This is a genomic window from Polynucleobacter sp. AP-Titi-500A-B4 (assembly GCF_018688095.1).
Lineage (GTDB): Bacteria > Pseudomonadota > Gammaproteobacteria > Burkholderiales > Burkholderiaceae > Polynucleobacter.
In genome coordinates, this window is sequence record NZ_CP061311.1 from 1,686,730 (window position 1) to 1,703,948 (window position 17,219).

Here is a 17,219-nt window from a genome sequence, read left to right on the forward strand (position 1 = left end):
AGTTCTCTTATTTTGCGAGTGCGGCTTTTACTAAGCCAGAGACTTTGCCCATATCAGCCTTACCAGCCAATTGGCCTTTAAGAACACCGATCACCTTACCCATATCCTGGGGACCAGCAGCACCAGTAGAGGCAACAGCTGCAGCAACAGCAGCCTGCACTTCGGCATCTGACATTTGCGCCGGTAGATATGCTTGCAAGATCACCATCTCGGCAGATTCCACGGCAACCAAATCATCGCGCCCTGCTTTTTCAAACTGAGAGATGGAGTCTTTGCGCTGCTTGATCATTTTTTCAATTGTCGAAATGATGGCTGTGTCATCTAAAACGATGCGGTCATCTACTTCACGTTGCTTGATCGCAGCCAACAAAAGACGAATAGTCCCAAGACGTGCAGTCTCTTTTGCACGCATCGCGTTTTTCATATCTTCGGTAATTTGATCTTTCATACTCATGATGTCGTTCTCAGTGTTAGATAGTGATTGATTACTGGCGATTAAAAAGCAAAAACCCGCTGCGTTTCACCGTCAGCGGGTTTCAAAGCTTCTCGGTGAAGAGAGCTTTTAAATTCTATTAGTAAAGCTTCTTAGGCAACATTTGGCTGCGAATACGCTTGTAATGGCGTTTAGCAGCAGCAGCCTTTTTACGCTTACGCTCAGCCGTTGGCTTCTCGTAAAACTCGCGGGCACGCAAGTCTGTCAAAAGACCATTTTTTTCAATGGTGCGCTTGAAACGGCGCAATGCCACTTCAAATGGTTCGTTTTCGCGGAGGCGGACTGTAGTCATACTTATTTAACTCGTATATGCTCGATAAATATCGAAAAATTAACTGAATTGCGATTCTAGCACGACCAAGCCAAAAAATGATTGTTTTAGGAATAGAAACTTCTTGTGACGAAACTGGGGTGGCTTTATACAACACAGCCCCCTGGGAAGAGGGAAAACCTGCATTCCAGGGTATTCTGGGCCAGGGTTTGCACTCTCAGATCGCCATGCACCGAGATTATGGAGGGGTCGTTCCCGAACTAGCCTCCAGAGACCATATTCGTCGTGTTTTACCCCTTTTAGACCAATCTTTGGCCCAATCTGGCCTCAAATTGACCGATATTGATGCGATTGCCTTCACCCAGGGTCCAGGTTTGGCTGGAGCACTCTTAGTTGGCAGTGCTTTTGCTAAATCCCTGGCCCAGGGCCTCAATTTGCCCTCCATTGGAGTGCATCACCTTGAAGGACACCTGCTTTCTCCGCTTTTAGGGCAAACCGCGCCCCAATTTCCATTTATTGCTCTGCTGGTTTCTGGCGGCCACACCCAACTCATGAAAGTCTCGGGTATTGGCCAATATGAACTTTTAGGCGAGACCTTGGACGATGCAGCTGGTGAAGCCTTTGATAAGACCGCCAAATTATTGGGGCTCGATTACCCTGGTGGCGCTGCCATTTCTAAATTAGCAAATCAGGGTCGCGTAGGCATATTTGATTTACCAAAACCGATGCTGCACTCAGGCGACTTGGATTTTTCATTCTCAGGATTAAAAACGGCTGTTCTCAATCAAGTGAAAAAGTTTGAAGAGAAAAATATCACTGACCCTAGTGAAGTAGCACAATTTCATGCAGACCTTGCAAGAAGTTTTGTGGATGCGATCGTCGCTGTCTTAGTCAGCAAGTCTGAGAAAGCGCTCAAGCAAACTGGCTGCAAACATTTGGTGCTCGCAGGTGGCGTCGGAGCAAACTTGCAATTGCGCAATGCTTTAAATGACAAAGCAAAACGCAATAGCTTTGAAGTCCATTACCCACCACTTGAATTGTGTACTGATAACGGGGTGATGATTGCTTTTGCTGGGGCACTACGAATGTTAGCCAAAAATAATGGCTCCACAACTTCTGGAGCCTTTGATGTCAAACCCCGTTGGGATCTACAAAGCAATAATCTGCTGTAGTTTGCTGCTGTAGTTTGCTAACTTCGCCGCCTATTTCTGATGGCTAATACGGGCAAAGGCGCTATGGTTGTGAATAGATTCAAAGTTCTCAGCCTCAACCACAAAAGACTGGATACGCTGATCTGCCTTGAGGTTGCCGGCAACATCGCGCACCAAATCCTCTACAAATTTAGGGTTGCTATACGAATGCTCAGTGACCCACTTTTCATCAGGGCGCTTGAGCAAACCCCAGAGCTCACTAGAAGCTTCACTCTCAGCAGCAACAACCAAATCTTCCACAGTCATCTGGGTTTTGGAATCTAGTGTCACTGTCATCGTGACATGTGAGCGCTGATTGTGTGCGCCAAACTCAGAAATCTCTTTTGAGCAAGGGCATAAACTCATCACCGGCACTTGAGCACGCAAACCCAACTGAACATCAGTACTGCCCGTTGCGTTCTGTTTAGCGGTAGCCATCCATGTCACTTCGTAATCCATGAGGCTTTCCACACCAGAAACAGGCGCTGCTTTTTTCACGAAATGGGTATAAGTAAATTGCACGTGCCCATCTTTAGCATCCAACAAAGGCAACATCTCTTTTACAAGCGCTACAACAGAAGTGCTATCTACTGCCTCATCTTGCTTTTGCAGTAAAGCCATAAAACGGGACATGTGCGTACCTTTGACATGCGCAGGCAATGCCACGTCCATCTCAAAAGTACCTACAGAGGGAAAGTTACCAGTCGCACTACGAATGGTTAATGGATGACGCACACCACGAATACCCACTTGCTCAATCGGCAAGGCGCGCTCATCCAAAGTGGATTGCACGTCAGGCATTGCGCTAGCTTTCAGAAAAGCGGGGTTCATGTCATTCATAGCTCTATTTTCAAGCAAAACGGGCTTATTTGCCTGAAATTACCGAATTTGCCATTAATACTGCAGGGAAACGCTTCTTAATGGAGTTTGTAATGCCTTCTACATCCAAGCCACACTTGGTCATCAGCAGTTGATAGTCGCCATGTTCGATAAATTCGTCAGGAAGACCTAGCTGCAATAGGGGCTTGTTTATTCCAAGTGAAGAGAGCGCCTCTAAGCAGGCACCACCAGCACCACCAGCAATTGAGCCATCCTCAATCGTTACCAAATAATCGTGACTCTCAGCCAATGATTTGATGAGATCGATGTCGAGCGGTTTAACAAAACGCATATTGGCGACCGTTGCATCAATACTTTCCGCCTCTAATGCGGCATACAGCAAAGTACCAAACGCCAGGATCGCAACACGCTGGCCAGCAGGCGCATTTGATTTACGACGAATCTCGCCTTTACCCAAAGGCAAGGTACGTAATTCAGCAGAGGGAATAGCGCCAACACCAGATCCACGTGGATAGCGCACTGCACTTGGATGCGACTGATGGAATGCAGTTGTCAATAAATCACGGCACTCTGCCTCATCTGCAGGCGTCATCACCAACATATTTGGAATGCAACGTAAGAACGGAATGTCATAGGCACCGGCATGGGTGGCGCCATCGGCACCCACCAAGCCTGCACGATCGAGTGCAAATAACACTGGCAAGTCTTGTAGAGCAACATCATGAATAAGTTGATCGTAAGCGCGTTGCAAGAAGGTGGAATAGATCGCCACCACTGGCTTCATTCCTTCGCACGCCATGCCTGCAGCAAAAGTGACTGCGTGCTGTTCAGCAATACCCACATCGTAGTAGCGCTTAGGGAATTGTTTTTCAAACTCAACCAAGCCAGAGCCTTCACGCATGGCGGGCGTGATGCCAATCAATAAAGGGTCTGCATGTGCCATATCGCACAACCACTCACCAAACACCTGGGTAAAGGTTTTCTTACTAGCGGCTACTTTTTTGACACCTTCTTGCGGATTAAATTTACTAGGTCCGTGATACAAAACGGGATCAGCCTCAGCCAACTCGTAGCCTTGACCTTTTTTAGTCACGACATGTAAGAACTGTGGGCCGCGCCCTTCAAGCGCCAAACGTTTTACGTTCTGCAACATCGGAATCAAAGCATCTAAGTCGTGGCCATCTATAGGGCCAAAGTAGTTAAACCCAAATTCTTGGAAGATGGTTGATGGTGAGACCATACCCTTGGCATGATCCTCTAGGCGTTTAGCAAACTCACGCAACGGTGGCGCAATCGACAGAACACTATCAATACCTTTTTTAGTTGCAGAGTAAATATTGCCGCTGAGCAATCTCGCTAGATGGCGATTGAGTGCGCCCACCGCTGGAGAGATCGACATATCGTTGTCATTGAGAATCACCACGAGGGGCAGGTCGTCATATACGCCAGCGTTATTCATCGCCTCAAAGGCCATGCCGCCGGTCATTGCACTGTCACCAATCACTGCAACCGCTACCTGACGTTCGCCCTTGGTTTGAAATGCGCGTGCCATACCCATCGCTGCAGAAATGCTGGTCGATGAATGGCCCGTACCAAACGCATCGAATTCGCTTTCAGTGCGATGTGGAAACCCTGATAAGCCCTTGAACTGACGTAGAGTACTCATGCGCTCCCGGCGACCAGTCAAAATTTTGTGCGGGTAGCTTTGATGGCCCACATCCCACACGATGCGATCACGCGGGGTATCAAATACGTAATGCAAGGCAATCGATAACTCTACTGTGCCCAAGTTGGAAGACAAATGTCCACCCGTCTTCGAAACAGAATCCAAAACAAACTGGCGTAACTCATCTGCAAGAGCAGGTAGCTCTTCGCGAGAAAGTTTTTTCAGATCATCAGGGGAGTTAATAGAATATAAAGTCATTGCATCTAATTTGTGTCATTTGCCTCTATTGACAACCAAGAGGGCTAAATCTTTTAAGGCTTGAGCTTTTTCCCCAAAACCATCTAAGCTTGTAATAGCGGTTTCTTGCAACTCTTTTGCTTGTTGCTGTGCATAGTCTAAACCCATCAAGGTGACATAGGTTGGCTTGTCATTGGCGGCATCTTTGCCGGCAGTTTTTCCGAGAGTTTGGCTATCTGCCGTGGCATCTAGGACGTCATCCACGATCTGAAAAGCCAAGCCCAGAGCCGTTGAATATTTTTGTAATTGTGCTAATTGATCGGCATCGAGATTGGCAGCAATACCGCCAAGTTCTACTGCGCAAGAAAGTAAGGCACCCGTCTTCATGGCGTGCATTTGTTGCAGACCTACCAAATCCAATTTTTTACCGACGCTCTCCAAGTCAATCGCCTGGCCACCAGCCATACCTCGAGACCCTGAGGCTGAGGCTAAGACTGCAATCATGCGTAATCGAATGTTGGCGTCACAGCGCGCATTCGCGAGAACTTCAAAAGCGCGGGTTTGTAATGCATCACCAACCAATAATGCAGTCGCCTCATCAAACGCTTTATGTACAGTTGGTCTACCACGACGTAAATCATCATCATCCATACATGGCAAGTCATCATGCACCAATGAATACGCATGAATGCATTCAATAGCCACTGCAGCTGCATCTAAGGCATCACTATTTTCTTTGTGATCTCCTAATTGACCAGCGGCATAAACCAATAGTGGACGAATCCGTTTGCCGCCACCTTGTGCTGCATAACGCATAGCTTCATGCAAACGATTGGGTATCGTTTGCGCAGAATCAAGCAAACGATCTAGCGCGGATTCGGTACGTTCCGAGTGCGCAGTAATCCAGTCTTGAAATTGAAAAACAGGCATTAAATTAAGCCTCGAATACGCGCACTTGCTGCTCAACTTGCGCAAGAACGCCTTGGCAATGTTTGAGTAAGGCTGCGCCACGTTGATAAGCCAACAAAGTCTCTTCTAAAGAAAATTTGCCAGACTCCATGTCAGAAATCAGCTTTTCGAGCTCTTTGACAGCTTGCTCATAGCGAAGATCTGGGTCGATCTGGACCTCAAGGCCTGGTTTTTGACTCTCTGACTTCTTGGCTGGCATAAGCTGGTTTCCTTCGTAATTCCCACACGGATAGCCCTACATATTAAAGCGAGAAGCCCCTCAGATGGGTATAATCCACCCCTTCCTTTCCAATATCGATCCGTCGATGGTTGGATTGGTTATTCCGCTTAGCTTCGGCTGACGTTTTCGGGGGTGGGGAGAATGACTAATCTGGCTACCGCGCAGAAGCTTGCGCCGTCCAATCTACAACTGCCGGTTTCGGCATATTTTGACGCTGATTTGTATCAGCGGGAAATTGAACTGCTTTTTAAGCAGGGTCCTGGCTATGTTGGCCACGAACTCATGGTGCCTGAAATTGGCTCCTATCAAACTTTAAGCGCAGAAAATGAAGGTCGCATCCTGGTTCGTAATCACGAGGGTGTTGAACTACTTTCTAACGTCTGCCGTCATCGCCAAGCACTCATGCTCAATGGCAAAGGCAAAGCAGAAAATATTGTTTGCCCCTTACATCGCTGGACCTATGACTTGGGTGGCAATTTGTTAGGGGCGCCACACTTTGAAGATAAGCCCTGCTTAAATCTTGGTAAATCACCATTGCAAAATTGGCAAGGCCTCTTATTTGAAGGTGCGCGTGATGTCCGCGCAGATCTTGCGAAATTGGGTGTTGCTGATGACCTCAAATTTGATGGTTATCTACTTGATCATGTGGAAGTACATGAATGCAACTACAACTGGAAAACCTTCATCGAGGTCTATCTTGAGGATTACCACGTTGCTCCGTTTCATCCTGGCTTAGGCAAATTTGTTTCTTGTGAAGACTTGCATTGGGAATTTGGTGATTGGCATAGCGTACAAACAGTCGGCATTCACAAAGATCTCAAGAATCCAGGATCGCCCACTTATCGCCATTGGCATGAGGCAGTATTGCGCCAATTTGACGGTAAAGCCCCTCGCCATGGGGCGATTTGGCTTACCTATTACCCCAATGTGATGGTGGAGTGGTATCCAGGCGTTCTCTGTGTGTCTACTCTATATCCCATGGGCGTAAACAAGACTCGTAACATCGTGGAGTTTTACTACCCTGAAGAAATCGCCCTATTCGAGCGCGAGTTCGTAGAAGCGGAGCGTGCTGCTTATATGGAAACCTGCATTGAGGATGATGAAATCGCTGAACGCATGGATCAAGGAAGAGCAGCACTGCTTGCCCGCGGCGTCAATGAAGTGGGCCCTTATCAGAGCCCAATGGAAGATGGCATGCAACATTTTCATGAATGGTACCGTCGCGCAATGAATTTTCAGGGCGCATAATCTAGACGCTAGCTTTAAATATCTCTTGTCACTAAACCATAGGAAGCATCATGACTCCTCTAATTACCGCAAACCAGTTAGAAGAAATCATTAATAGTGGAGAGGATGTATTGCTCTGCGATTGCCGCTTTGATTTAGTGGATCCACTAGCTGGTAAAAAAGCTTACGAAGAAAGCCATATTCCTGGGGCCATTTATGTTGACCTTGACCACGATATGTCAGGCAGCAAAACAGGTAAAAATGGCAGACACCCTTTGCCAACCCCAGAAGCTTGGGCACAAACCAAAACCCGTTTAGGTATTACTCCAAATACCCTAGTGGTTGCTTATGACAAGCAAGGTTCAGTCTATGCAAGCCGCTTATGGTGGATGCTCAAGGCCACCGGTCATGCCAATGTCCAAGTTTTAGATGGCGGCCTAGATGCTTGGAATGGGCCTATGGGCACCGTACCGCGCAAGCCAATACCTGCATCACAAGCGATTGAGCCGAGAGAGTATGTTGGCCTAGTATCGGTAGAAGAGGTGGTAGGCAACCTAGAAAGTAAAAAACACACTGTCATGGATGCACGCGCCAATGATCGCTTTCATGGTCAAAATGAAACCCTAGATCCAATTGCAGGGCATATTCCTGGCGCAATCAATCATTTCTTTAAAGAAAATCTATCTGCGACTGCCTTTAAACCTGCAGAGCAACTCTTTAAAGATTTTGTTGAATTACTAGGTCCGATCAAACCATCTGATGTGATTCATCAATGTGGCTCTGGCGTTACCGCTTGCCATAATCTACTCGCAATGGAATTGGCAGGGCTGAAAGGTTCACGCCTGTATGCGGGTAGCTGGAGTGAGTGGTGTGCTGATTCCAGCAGGCCAATCGAACTCTAATCACTGCTTGAAATTAGTGCAGCAAAGATAGCAGGATCACAAACCCTACGCCGCAGGCGATCAAGACTGTTTGACGCAATGACTCTGCCCAGTGTGGGCGACGATGCATTTGCGGTATGAGATCACTCACCGCAATGTAAATAAAACTGCTGGAAGCAATCACCAGCAAATAGGGCATAGCGGCATGCGCGTGCTCCAAGAAGAAATACGCTAATACCCCACCAACCACAGCAGATAAGCCGCAAATGAAGTTATAAAACAAGGCACGAGCGCGGGAGAATCCAGCATTGAGCAAAACAATGAAGTCACCAATCTCTTGCGGAATCTCGTGGGCAATGATGGCAATTGCTGTGAAGATGCCCACTTGATAGTCAGCCATAAAAGCCGCAGCAATCAAAATACCATCGACAAAATTATGAATACCATCGCCTACCAAAATCATCCATCCGCTACGCCCTGCATTTTCCGCATCATGCCCATGATGATGGTGATGACCATCTCCTTCGTGATGATGGTCGTGACGCAATAGCGCAATTTTTTCCAATAGGAAAAAGCCTAATAGTCCAGCCAACAAAGTCGCAAATAACAACTGGGGATTCGTACCTTCCATATTGAAGGCCTCAGGCAATGAGTGCAACAAAGCAGTCGCCAGCAGAATACCTACTGACAAACTGACCATGTTGTTCACCATCTTAGAGAGCATTGCCAGGGAACAACTAGCAGCCACTAATACGCTAGCTGTTCCTGCTAATGCCGTAACCAAGAGGATACTTTGGAGAACCGTCATGAAGGGTTACGCTACGCCCATTTTCTTAAACCATGCGATGCACTTCTCCCAACCATCTTTAGCAGGGCCTTCACGATACGTTGCACGATAGTCGGCATGAAAAGCATGGGGTGCATCTGGGTAGACCTCAATGAGAGAGGCTTTAGCTGCAGGATTTTTTGGGGCCGCTTGCGCAAGCGCTGCACGCATTTGCTCAACGCTCTCCAAGGAAATGCCAGTATCAGCACCACCATACAAGCCGAGTACTGGGGCTTTTAAATCTGCCGCTAGATCTACCGGATGACGTGGGCTATTTTCGGTTTTCTCGCCAATCACCCTTCCATACCAAGCAACGCCAGCCTTAACTTGTGGCAAGGTTGCAGATAACCAAGTAATACGACCACCCCAACAGAAGCCAGTCACGCCAACGCGCTTCAAGTCGCCACCATTCTTACCAGCCCACACCAAGGCACCCTGCAAATCATTTAAGACTTGTGCATCTGGTGTTTTAGCAACGATGTTTGACTGTATTTCTGCAATGGTGCCGTAAGTATTAGGGTCGCCTGCGCGAGTAAAAAACTCTGGGGCAATAGCAAGATATCCAAGCTTGGCAAAACGGCGAGTGACATCAGCAATGTATTCATGCACGCCAAAAATTTCACTCACGACGATGATGATCGGCAAATTGCCTTTAGCATTTTCTGGACGAGAAATATAAGCGGGCAACTGGTAACTGCCAATCGGAATCATCTGCTCGCCAACTTTTAGCCCCTTAAAATCTGTTTCAATAGCAGCTGCCATTACAGGCTCAGAGGCGGCCACAAAGCCAACACCCATTGCAGAGACAGCGGTGCGCAATGCAGTAGCACCAGCTACTGAGGTCTTCATAAAGTTTCTTCTGCTGTTCTGTGTCTTATCGTTCATCGTTTTAGTCTCCTAGCAACTTTTTAGTGCGCTTCTTCCCAATTATCGCCAATCCCAATGCTAACAACCAATGGGACCTTTAACTGGGCCACATTGCACATTAAATCAGGTAGCTTTGCTTGCAATAGATCGATTTCATCAAAAGGTACATCAAATACCAATTCATCATGCACCTGCAGCAATAACTTAGTCTTGAGTTGCTCTTTTTCAAGCCAGTCTTCTACCGCAATCATGGCAAGCTTAATGAGATCGGCTGCAGTTCCTTGCATCGGGGCATTAATCGCAGCACGTTCGGCACCCTGACGACGAGGGCCATTTGAGCCTTTAATTTCGGGCAACCAGAGACGTCGACCAAAAACAGTTTCAACATAGCCATTCTCTCTCGCCTCTAGACGAGTGCGCTCCATGTATTGAGCAACACCGGGATAACGATCAAAGTATTTCGCAATATAGTTTTGCGCAGCAGAACGTTCAATACCCAAGTTACCTGCCAATCCAAATGCACTCATGCCATAAATAAGACCGAAGTTAATGACCTTGGCATAACGACGTTGCTCTGAATTCACCTCATCTAAGGGAATGCCAAAAATTTCTGCAGCGGTTGCTTGGTGTACATCCTTACCGCCCCTAAAGGCAGCTAAGAGATTCTCATCTTCGGCAATATGTGCCATGATGCGCAACTCAATTTGAGAATAGTCTGCCGATAACAGCTTGCAACCGTCAGCAGGAATAAATGCCTCCCGAATCCGACGACCCTCTTCGGTACGCACGGGAATATTTTGTAAGTTTGGATCACTAGACGCCAAGCGACCAGTGACTGCAGTGGCTTGTGAGAAGTTGGTATGCACGCGCCCTGTTTGAGGGTCGGCCATGCGTGGAAGCTTCTCAATATAGGTTGACATCAACTTAGCCAAACTACGATAGTCCAAGATGCGTTCTGGCAACGGATAGTCTTCGGCCAATTTTTGCAAGACCTCTTCATCGGTTGAGGGTGCACCCGATGGTGTTTTCTTAATCACTGGCAATTCCAGTTGCACGAACAAAATTTCAGCAATTTGTTTAGGCGATTGAATATTGAATGGTTGACCCGCCAATTGGTGAATCTCACCCTCAAGCTCTAAGAGGCGCTTGCCAACCTGTTGCCCTTGCTTACCCAATAGCGCTGAATCAATTCGAATGCCGTTACGCTCCATGATTCCCAAAACACGCATTGCAGGCATCTCGATGTTTTCATAGACATACAGTAAGCCTGGGCTTTCCTGAATCTGGGGCCAAAGCTCCAGATGTAGGCGCAGGGTAATGTCTGCATCTTCTGCCGCATAGTCGGTAGCAATCTTGAGGTCTACTTGGTCAAAGCCAATTTGATGAACGCCCTTGCCACAAACCTCTTCGTAGCGGATCGTTTTCATACCTAGATGGCGTTCAGCCAGGCTATCCATATTATGCGGAAGGTGTGACTCCAGCACATAGGACTCCAGTAGCGTATCAAATGCAACACCACCCAGAGTAATTCCATAGTTTGCAAAAATATGCGCGTCGTACTTTAAGTTTTGACCTACTTTTAAATGGCTTGCACTTTCTAGCCACGGTTTTAATTTTGCAAGTACAGCGTCACGATTGAGTTGAACTTCGCCATTGCGATGCGCGACAGGAATATAACAAGCTTCACCCGGCTTGACTGACAAAGAGATTCCAACAAGTTCTGCAGCTAATGCGTCTAGGCTGGTTGTCTCAGTATCCACCGCTGTTAGTTGTGCACTCTCAATTTTTTTCAACCACTTCTCTAAAGCAAGCTCATCAGTGACGCACTCATAGTTGCGCTCAATCGCACCTTGTACATCAGTCATGTCTTGCGATAAAACTTTGGTTGGGGAGCTAGCAATGACACGTGATTTTTTAGCATCGCTGTCTTCTGCATCACTCTTAATGGGTGTGCCAGCCAAATCAAATGCAGGCGCCTCAGAACCCTTATTTTCTGGGCCTGTTAGCTGCTTTTCAACATCGCGCAGCCAGGTCTTAAAAGCATAGCGCTCGAATAGCTCTCGCAATAATGCCGCATCTTCTGGCTTGGCATGCAAATCATCAAGGCCCGGTAAATGGGGGGATAAATCGCAATCCGTTTTGACCGTAATGAGTTGGCGCGCTTGTGGCAACCAATCTAAACTCGCGCGGAGATTTTCTCCGACAACCCCTTTGACCTGATCAGCATTGGTCATCAAATTATCAAGATTGCCAAACTCTGCCAGCCATTTATTAGCAGTTTTGGGTCCGGCCTTAGGAACGCCCGGTACGTTATCAACAGCATCACCAATAATGGATAAGTAGTCGACGATGAGTTCCGGAGGCACGCCAAATTTTTCTTTAACACCTGCAATATCTAATTTCTCATTTGTCATCGTATTGATCAGCGTGACAGTAGGATTGACTAACTGCGCCAAATCTTTATCGCCAGTGGAAATAATAGTTTCCCAACCCGCTTGGGTTGCTTGAGTAGCCAAAGTACCAATGACGTCATCAGCCTCCACTCCTGACACCATTAAAACTGGCCAACCTAAAGCCTTGACCATCGCATGAATAGGCTCGATTTGTTTGACCAAATCCTCAGGCATGGGAGAGCGGTGGGCCTTGTACTCGGAGTACATTTCATCCCGGAATGTCTTGCCTTTGGCATCAAAGACGCAGGCAATATGGTCAGCCTTGAGCTCAGATCTGGCCCGGCGCATCATATTGACCATGCCATATATGGCGCCAGTAGGCTCTCCAGCCCCATTTCTGAGGTCTGGCATAGCGTGAAAGGCGCGGTAGAGGTAGCTAGAACCGTCTACCAACAAGAGTCTATGTTTAGTCATACCGCAATCGTACAATCTAGTTGTGAATTGCCTACAGGTCTGGTTAAAGAACCGCCCGAGAGTAGGTCAAAAAAGGTGAAAAATGATGCATGCTCTAACAAACTTATTTAGCCATACCTTCAGCCAAAATCTCGCTCTCATGAGCTTTTTGGTGGTTTTTAGCCTCTTTGGAGCAGGATCGGCACAGGCTCAGAATAACAGTGCTCTCAGCCAATCTGAGCTTAACCGTATCAATAACCAGCCACTTGCGCCTACGGTCAGTCCTGCAGGCGTCCTGAGTAACCCACAAAGTCGCCAGCCGAGTTTCCAGCACAGGGAAGCCACTGGTACTGAAATCACTGAGTACAAAGACGCCAATAGTCCAACCCAAGTACAAGTGAAAACGAAATACACCACTTATGAGATGTCGCCTCCTGACTCCGTAATGCCAGGACCCCAATCTGGTGATGGAGGCCTCTTGAGCGTACCTAGCATCAGCATCCCAATTCAGTAAAGAATTGAAAGCATAGTCGCTGCTTTATGGCTGTATTTACAAACGTTGAACTGAGTGAGATTTCTCCATGGATCTCTCAGTATTTCAATATTGGTGAGGCGAGTGATCTTCGCGGTATTCATGGTGGCATTGAAAACTCCAATTTCTTTTTGGATGCTATTAAGGATGGCAAAAAACAGGAATACGTTCTAACCATCTTCGAAAGATTGTCTGCAGAACAACTGCCCTACTACCTAGAGTTGATGCGCCACTTGGCCAATAAAGGCATCCCGGTTCCTAAGCCAATTGAAAATAAGCAAGGTGAGATTCTTTTCTCACTCAAAGGCAAGCCAGCCGCGATTGTGAGCAAGCTCCCAGGCTTATCACGCATGCAACCAGAAGCAAAGCACTGCGCCCTAGTTGGCGAGATGTTGGCTAAGATGCACTTAGCAGGAAAAGACTTTCCAAAGTCACAAGAAAATCTTCGCAGTCTTGGTTGGTGGCAACAAACCATTCCACTGGTATTACCGCACTTAAATTCTTCCCAAAAAGATTTACTCACACATGAGCTTGCCTCGCAAGAAGCATTTTTTGCCTCCAGTGATTACGATCTTTTGCCGCAAGGTGCAAGCCATTGCGATCTCTTTAGAGACAATGTCTTGTTTGACCCAAAAGGCTCAAGCGATACCAGGAATGATCAACTCGGCGGCTTCTTTGATTTTTATTTTGCAGGTACGGACAAATGGTTATTTGATCTTGCTGTGACCGTAAATGATTGGTGCCTAGCCGAGAACAAGCAAGATCTTGATCCTGTCCGCTTTGATGCCCTCATGCAAGCCTATCAGGCTGTCCGCCCGCTGACAAAGGAAGAACAAGCCAGCTGGCTCCTGATGATTCGCGCTGCCGCCCTCCGTTTTTGGGTGTCTCGTCTCTGGGATTTTTATCTACCCCGTGATGCACAGATGCTGACACCACATGATCCAACCCATTTTGAACGCATTCTTCTCAGTCGTCGGTCCTCATGAAACTCAATTCAGTTATCCCAAAAGAAGGTTACACCTGGATCAGGCAAGGCATTTGGCTGTTTAAGCAAAACCCCTTGGGCTTTTTGATGCTGGTGTTTATGTATGTCTTTGTCGCGCAGCTCGCCGTCATGATTCCTGTCATTGGAGTGTTTGCAGTTCTGCTCTTAACGCCCACTTTATCGGTTGGTTTTATGACGGCTTGTCGCCAAGCAATTCAAAAAGAGCGTATTCGTCCTACGGTGTATTTGATAGCACTTCAGTCTGGCGACTTAATTCGTAAACGGATGCTGCAGCTAGGGCTGGTCTATGCAGCCCTCATTCTTCTGCTGAGTTTTGTTTTAAGTCTCTTGGTTGATTTTGAATTGCTCCTACCGCTCATGACCAGCGACAAAGCGATTACACCAGAAGCTTTTCGCCAAATCTATTTGGTATTGTTCTTTGGTGCCATCCTATATATTCCGGTAGCGATGGTGATGTGGTTCTCACCTATTCTGGTGGCCTGGGCAGATATGTCACTTGGACAAGCCCTATTTTCGAGCTGGCTAGCCTGCTGGACAAATAAAGCAGCCTTCTTTTTCTATCTTGCTATTTGGAGTGCCGTACTCATTGCGATTCCATTGAGTATTGGCATGGTGTTTGATGCTCTCGATTTTGGTCAAGCTGCATCCTTCATCATCGCGCCCATTTCCATGGCCGGATTAACAGTCATGCACTGCTCTTTCTATGCCACCTGGAAAGCGTGCTTTACCGAAGACGAAGTGATTCTATAAATTTTACAAATTGAGGTTTACCGCTCAATCAATTGCAGCAAGTTTGGCAATGCTGAGTTGCAACCACTTAATGCCGTGACGCTTAAAGTTCACTTGTGCGCGGGCATCTGCATCGACACCCTCTAGACCCGTAACACGACCCTCACCAAATTTAGTGTGAAAGACATTCTGCCCAACTCTAAAGGGGTAATCACCCCGTGGCGGTGATGCCAAGCGCTTCACTTCCATTGATGCAGAGCCTACTCGTTTAGCGGGTCGTGGGCGCTCGCTGCCAGAATCAAAGAAATCATTAGACTCATACTCACGTTGACGGGTATAGCCATCCTGCCAAGTCGAACCTGATCTAGTGCTACCACCCCAACGCGCATCTTTTGCTTTCGGGGTCAGCCACTTCAATGATTCTGCAGGTAACTCTTCTAAGAATCGGGAAGGCATGTTGTAGCGCACTTGGCCATGCAGCATGCGTGATTGTGTGTGCGACAAATAGAGACGCTCTTTAGCACGAGTAATCGCCACATACATCAAGCGACGCTCTTCTTCAAGACCGTTTTGCTCGTTGATACTATTCTCATGAGGGAATAATCCCTCTTCAAGGCCAGTAATAAAGACTGAGGTGAATTCCAAACCTTTGGCTGAGTGCACTGTCATCAATTGCACAGCGTCTTGGCCTGCTTGAGCCTGGTTATCACCAGCCTCTAATGAAGCATGGGATAAGAAAGCGGCCAATGGAGAAACTTCCACAACACCTGGAGCGTTCTCACCGGGCAACATCGCGGCGGCGGCATCTTGGCCATAACCCTCTTCCGCAATAAAAGCAGTTGCAGCGTTAATTAATTCTTGTAAGTTTTCTACACGGTCTTGTCCTTCGCGCTCAGATAGATAGTGTTGAATCAAGCCACTATGCTGAATCACAAACTCGACTGTTTCTGGCAGGGTGTTATGACGGGTCGCCTCACGCATGTGATCAACCAAGCGAATGAAGCCACCTAAAGCAGCGCCAGCTTTACCCTCAAGCGATGAAGCCGCAGTATATAAAGAACATTGCTGCGCTCTTGCAGCATCTTGTAGAGCTTCAATCGACCTTGCACCGATACCTCTAGTGGGGAAGTTGACTACGCGTGAGAATGAAGTGTCATCATTTGGGTTTTCTAGTAAACGCAAATAAGCGAGTGCATGTTTAATTTCAGCCCGTTCGAAGAATCGCAAACCGCCATATACACGGTACGGAATAGCAGCAGAGAACAGCGCGTGCTCAATGATGCGTGACTGTGCATTGCTGCGATAGAGCAAAGCTACTTCGGTGCGTCTGATTCCACTATTGATTAGCGCCTTGATCTCATCGACCAACCAAGCTGCTTCTGCATGATCGCTTGGCGCCTCGTAGATGCGGACTGGCTCGCCATGCCCCGCATCGGTCCGCAGGTTTTTACCAAGGCGCTCTGAGTTATTGGCAATGAGGTGATTCGCAGTATCCAGAATATGGCCATGCGAGCGGTAGTTTTGCTCAAGCTTAACTAGCAGCGGATGAAATTGCTTCTCATAGAGGCGCATGTTCTCAACATCCGCTCCACGGAATGCATAAATACTTTGATCGTCATCGCCAACTGCAAATACAGAACTGCTACCCATGCCGCTGACATTGACTTTACTGGCGTCATGTCCAGAAAGCAGCTTGAGCCAAGCGTATTGCAAAGCATTAGTATCTTGGAACTCGTCAATCAAGATGTGACGAAAGCGTTCTTGATAATGCGTACGAATGGGTTCGCTATGTTTGAGCAATTCATAACTACGTAAGAGTAGTTCTGCGAAATCGACCACGCCCTCACGTTGACACTGCTCATCGTATGCAGCATAGAGTTGCGCCATCTTCGCCTGAAAGTCATCACCTACCGATAAATCTTTGGCGCGCTGACCACGCTCTTTGGCGTGAGCAATGAAATATTGCAATTGCTTAGGCGGATACTTCTCATCATCTACCTTTAAACCTTTCAAAAGACGCTTAATGGCAGAAAGCTGATCCTGAGTATCCAAAATTTGAAAGGTAGATGGCAAGCCCGCTTCTTTATGGTGGGCACGCAATAAACGATTACATAGGCCATGAAAGGTGCCAATCCACATGCCTCGTGTGTTAATGGGCAGCATGGCACTTAGGCGCACCATCATCTCTTTGGCAGCTTTATTGGTAAAGGTAACTGCAAGCACGCCAATAGGCGATACCTGACCTGTTTGGATCAGCCAGGCTATACGGGTGGTTAGGACGCGCGTCTTACCGCTACCAGCACCAGCCAGAATCAAGGCTGATTGGGCTTGGCCATTTGGATTAACAGGCGGGAGGGTCACTGCCTCGCGCTGTTCTGGATTGAGGTTCGCGAGCAAGTCTGAGTACATCAGCCCAATT

The 17,219-nt window shown here is 47.4% G+C and carries 16 protein-coding genes; 6 read left to right on the forward strand and 10 right to left on the reverse strand.

The genetic code is table 11. The annotated features are described in order from the left end of the window. Positions 1-7: 7 nt before the first annotated feature. Entirely contained in the window at positions 8-454 is a 447-nt protein-coding gene (locus FD968_RS08480; protein WP_215365532.1) for a GatB/YqeY domain-containing protein, read from the reverse strand. 118 nt (positions 455-572) lie between these two features. Continuing rightward, entirely contained in the window at positions 573-785 is a 213-nt protein-coding gene (gene rpsU / locus FD968_RS08485) for a 30S ribosomal protein S21 (RefSeq protein ID WP_011903537.1), read from the reverse strand. A 77-nt stretch (positions 786-862) separates the two neighbouring features. Here rpsU and tsaD point away from each other — a divergent pair, with 77 nt between their 5' ends. Beyond that, entirely contained in the window at positions 863-1,936 is a 1,074-nt protein-coding gene (gene tsaD / locus FD968_RS08490) for a tRNA (adenosine(37)-N6)-threonylcarbamoyltransferase complex transferase subunit TsaD (RefSeq protein ID WP_215365534.1), read from the forward strand. A gap of 30 nt (positions 1,937-1,966) precedes the next feature. Here the strand turns inward: tsaD and folE2 are convergent, their stop codons facing one another. The 4 genes from folE2 to xseB are packed head-to-tail and all read right to left on the reverse strand — an operon-like array spanning position 1,967 to position 5,865. Further along, the gene (gene folE2 / locus FD968_RS08495) at positions 1,967-2,794 is read right to left on the reverse strand and encodes a GTP cyclohydrolase FolE2 (protein WP_215365536.1); all 828 of its coding nucleotides are present in this window, start codon (positions 2,792-2,794) and stop codon (positions 1,967-1,969) included. Positions 2,795-2,819: 25 nt separating this feature from the next. After that, positions 2,820-4,718: a 1-deoxy-D-xylulose-5-phosphate synthase gene (gene dxs / locus FD968_RS08500; RefSeq protein WP_215365538.1), complete on the reverse strand. Its 1,899-nt coding sequence runs from the start codon at positions 4,716-4,718 to the stop codon at positions 2,820-2,822. A gap of 15 nt (positions 4,719-4,733) precedes the next feature. Then, complete coding sequence (locus tag FD968_RS08505) at positions 4,734-5,627, reverse strand: polyprenyl synthetase family protein (RefSeq protein WP_215365541.1); 894 nt, start codon at positions 5,625-5,627, stop codon at positions 4,734-4,736. 4 nt (positions 5,628-5,631) lie between these two features. Continuing rightward, positions 5,632-5,865, reverse strand: a complete 234-nt coding sequence (gene xseB, locus FD968_RS08510) for an exodeoxyribonuclease VII small subunit (RefSeq protein WP_215365543.1) — start codon at positions 5,863-5,865, stop codon at positions 5,632-5,634. A gap of 162 nt (positions 5,866-6,027) precedes the next feature. Between xseB and FD968_RS08515 the strand changes: the two genes are divergently transcribed. Then, positions 6,028-7,134, forward strand: coding sequence for an SRPBCC family protein (locus FD968_RS08515; RefSeq protein ID WP_215365544.1), 1,107 nt, complete (start codon positions 6,028-6,030; stop codon positions 7,132-7,134). 50 nt (positions 7,135-7,184) lie between these two features. After that, positions 7,185-8,015: a sulfurtransferase gene (locus FD968_RS08520; protein ID WP_215365546.1), complete on the forward strand. Its 831-nt coding sequence runs from the start codon at positions 7,185-7,187 to the stop codon at positions 8,013-8,015. A gap of 13 nt (positions 8,016-8,028) precedes the next feature. Here the strand turns inward: FD968_RS08520 and FD968_RS08525 are convergent, their stop codons facing one another. From FD968_RS08525 to polA, 3 genes are read right to left on the reverse strand one after another with little or no spacing between them, the layout of a single operon-like run. Then, on the reverse strand, positions 8,029-8,802 hold the full coding sequence (locus FD968_RS08525) for a ZIP family metal transporter (RefSeq protein WP_215365548.1): 774 nt from the start codon (positions 8,800-8,802) through the stop codon (positions 8,029-8,031). A gap of 6 nt (positions 8,803-8,808) precedes the next feature. Next, complete coding sequence (locus FD968_RS08530) at positions 8,809-9,705, reverse strand: dienelactone hydrolase family protein (protein ID WP_215365550.1); 897 nt, start codon at positions 9,703-9,705, stop codon at positions 8,809-8,811. Positions 9,706-9,728: 23 nt separating this feature from the next. After that, a complete protein-coding gene (polA, locus tag FD968_RS08535) occupies positions 9,729-12,554 on the reverse strand; it encodes a DNA polymerase I (RefSeq protein ID WP_215365552.1) in 2,826 nt (941 codons plus the stop codon). 139 nt (positions 12,555-12,693) lie between these two features. Here polA and FD968_RS08540 point away from each other — a divergent pair, with 139 nt between their 5' ends. From FD968_RS08540 to FD968_RS08550, 3 genes are read left to right on the forward strand one after another with little or no spacing between them, the layout of a single operon-like run. Then, positions 12,694-13,047 (forward strand): hypothetical protein, encoded by a 354-nt coding sequence (locus tag FD968_RS08540; protein WP_251367555.1) that lies wholly within the window; start codon positions 12,694-12,696, stop codon positions 13,045-13,047. A 26-nt stretch (positions 13,048-13,073) separates the two neighbouring features. Continuing rightward, positions 13,074-14,051 carry a homoserine kinase gene (locus FD968_RS08545; protein WP_215365556.1) on the forward strand — a complete coding sequence of 326 codons (978 nt, stop codon included), beginning with the start codon at positions 13,074-13,076 and terminating at the stop codon, positions 14,049-14,051. Then, positions 14,048-14,821, forward strand: coding sequence for a BPSS1780 family membrane protein (locus FD968_RS08550; protein WP_215365558.1), 774 nt, complete (start codon positions 14,048-14,050; stop codon positions 14,819-14,821). The genes FD968_RS08545 and FD968_RS08550 overlap by 4 nt, the downstream gene beginning before the upstream one ends. A gap of 24 nt (positions 14,822-14,845) precedes the next feature. On the opposite strand, the gene FD968_RS08555 is transcribed toward FD968_RS08550, so the two are convergent. Next, complete coding sequence (locus FD968_RS08555; RefSeq protein WP_215365560.1) at positions 14,846-17,209, reverse strand: UvrD-helicase domain-containing protein; 2,364 nt, start codon at positions 17,207-17,209, stop codon at positions 14,846-14,848. Between the last annotated feature and the right edge of the window lie 10 nt (positions 17,210-17,219).

Excerpts from the sequence above, each read along its gene's own strand:
- FD968_RS08530 (WP_215365550.1), bottom strand. The coding sequence starts at position 9,705 with ATGAACGATAAGACACAGAACAGCAGAAGAAACTTTATGAAGACCTCA.
- dxs (WP_215365538.1), bottom strand. The coding sequence starts at position 4,718 with ATGACTTTATATTCTATTAACTCCCCTGATGATCTGAAAAAACTTTCT.
- FD968_RS08505 (WP_215365541.1), bottom strand. The coding sequence starts at position 5,627 with ATGCCTGTTTTTCAATTTCAAGACTGGATTACTGCGCACTCGGAACGT.
- FD968_RS08525 (WP_215365548.1), bottom strand. The coding sequence starts at position 8,802 with ATGACGGTTCTCCAAAGTATCCTCTTGGTTACGGCATTAGCAGGAACA.
- FD968_RS08480 (WP_215365532.1), bottom strand. The coding sequence starts at position 454 with ATGAGTATGAAAGATCAAATTACCGAAGATATGAAAAACGCGATGCGT.
- FD968_RS08520 (WP_215365546.1), top strand. The coding sequence starts at position 7,185 with ATGACTCCTCTAATTACCGCAAACCAGTTAGAAGAAATCATTAATAGT.
- FD968_RS08545 (WP_215365556.1), top strand. The coding sequence starts at position 13,074 with ATGGCTGTATTTACAAACGTTGAACTGAGTGAGATTTCTCCATGGATC.
- folE2 (WP_215365536.1), bottom strand. The coding sequence starts at position 2,794 with ATGAATGACATGAACCCCGCTTTTCTGAAAGCTAGCGCAATGCCTGAC.
- FD968_RS08540 (WP_251367555.1), top strand. The coding sequence starts at position 12,694 with ATGAGCTTTTTGGTGGTTTTTAGCCTCTTTGGAGCAGGATCGGCACAG.
- xseB (WP_215365543.1), bottom strand. The coding sequence starts at position 5,865 with ATGCCAGCCAAGAAGTCAGAGAGTCAAAAACCAGGCCTTGAGGTCCAG.
- rpsU (WP_011903537.1), bottom strand. The coding sequence starts at position 785 with ATGACTACAGTCCGCCTCCGCGAAAACGAACCATTTGAAGTGGCATTG.
- FD968_RS08515 (WP_215365544.1), top strand. The coding sequence starts at position 6,028 with ATGACTAATCTGGCTACCGCGCAGAAGCTTGCGCCGTCCAATCTACAA.
- FD968_RS08550 (WP_215365558.1), top strand. The coding sequence starts at position 14,048 with ATGAAACTCAATTCAGTTATCCCAAAAGAAGGTTACACCTGGATCAGG.
- tsaD (WP_215365534.1), top strand. The coding sequence starts at position 863 with ATGATTGTTTTAGGAATAGAAACTTCTTGTGACGAAACTGGGGTGGCT.
- polA (WP_215365552.1), bottom strand. The coding sequence starts at position 12,554 with ATGACTAAACATAGACTCTTGTTGGTAGACGGTTCTAGCTACCTCTAC.
- FD968_RS08555 (WP_215365560.1), bottom strand. The coding sequence starts at position 17,209 with ATGTACTCAGACTTGCTCGCGAACCTCAATCCAGAACAGCGCGAGGCA.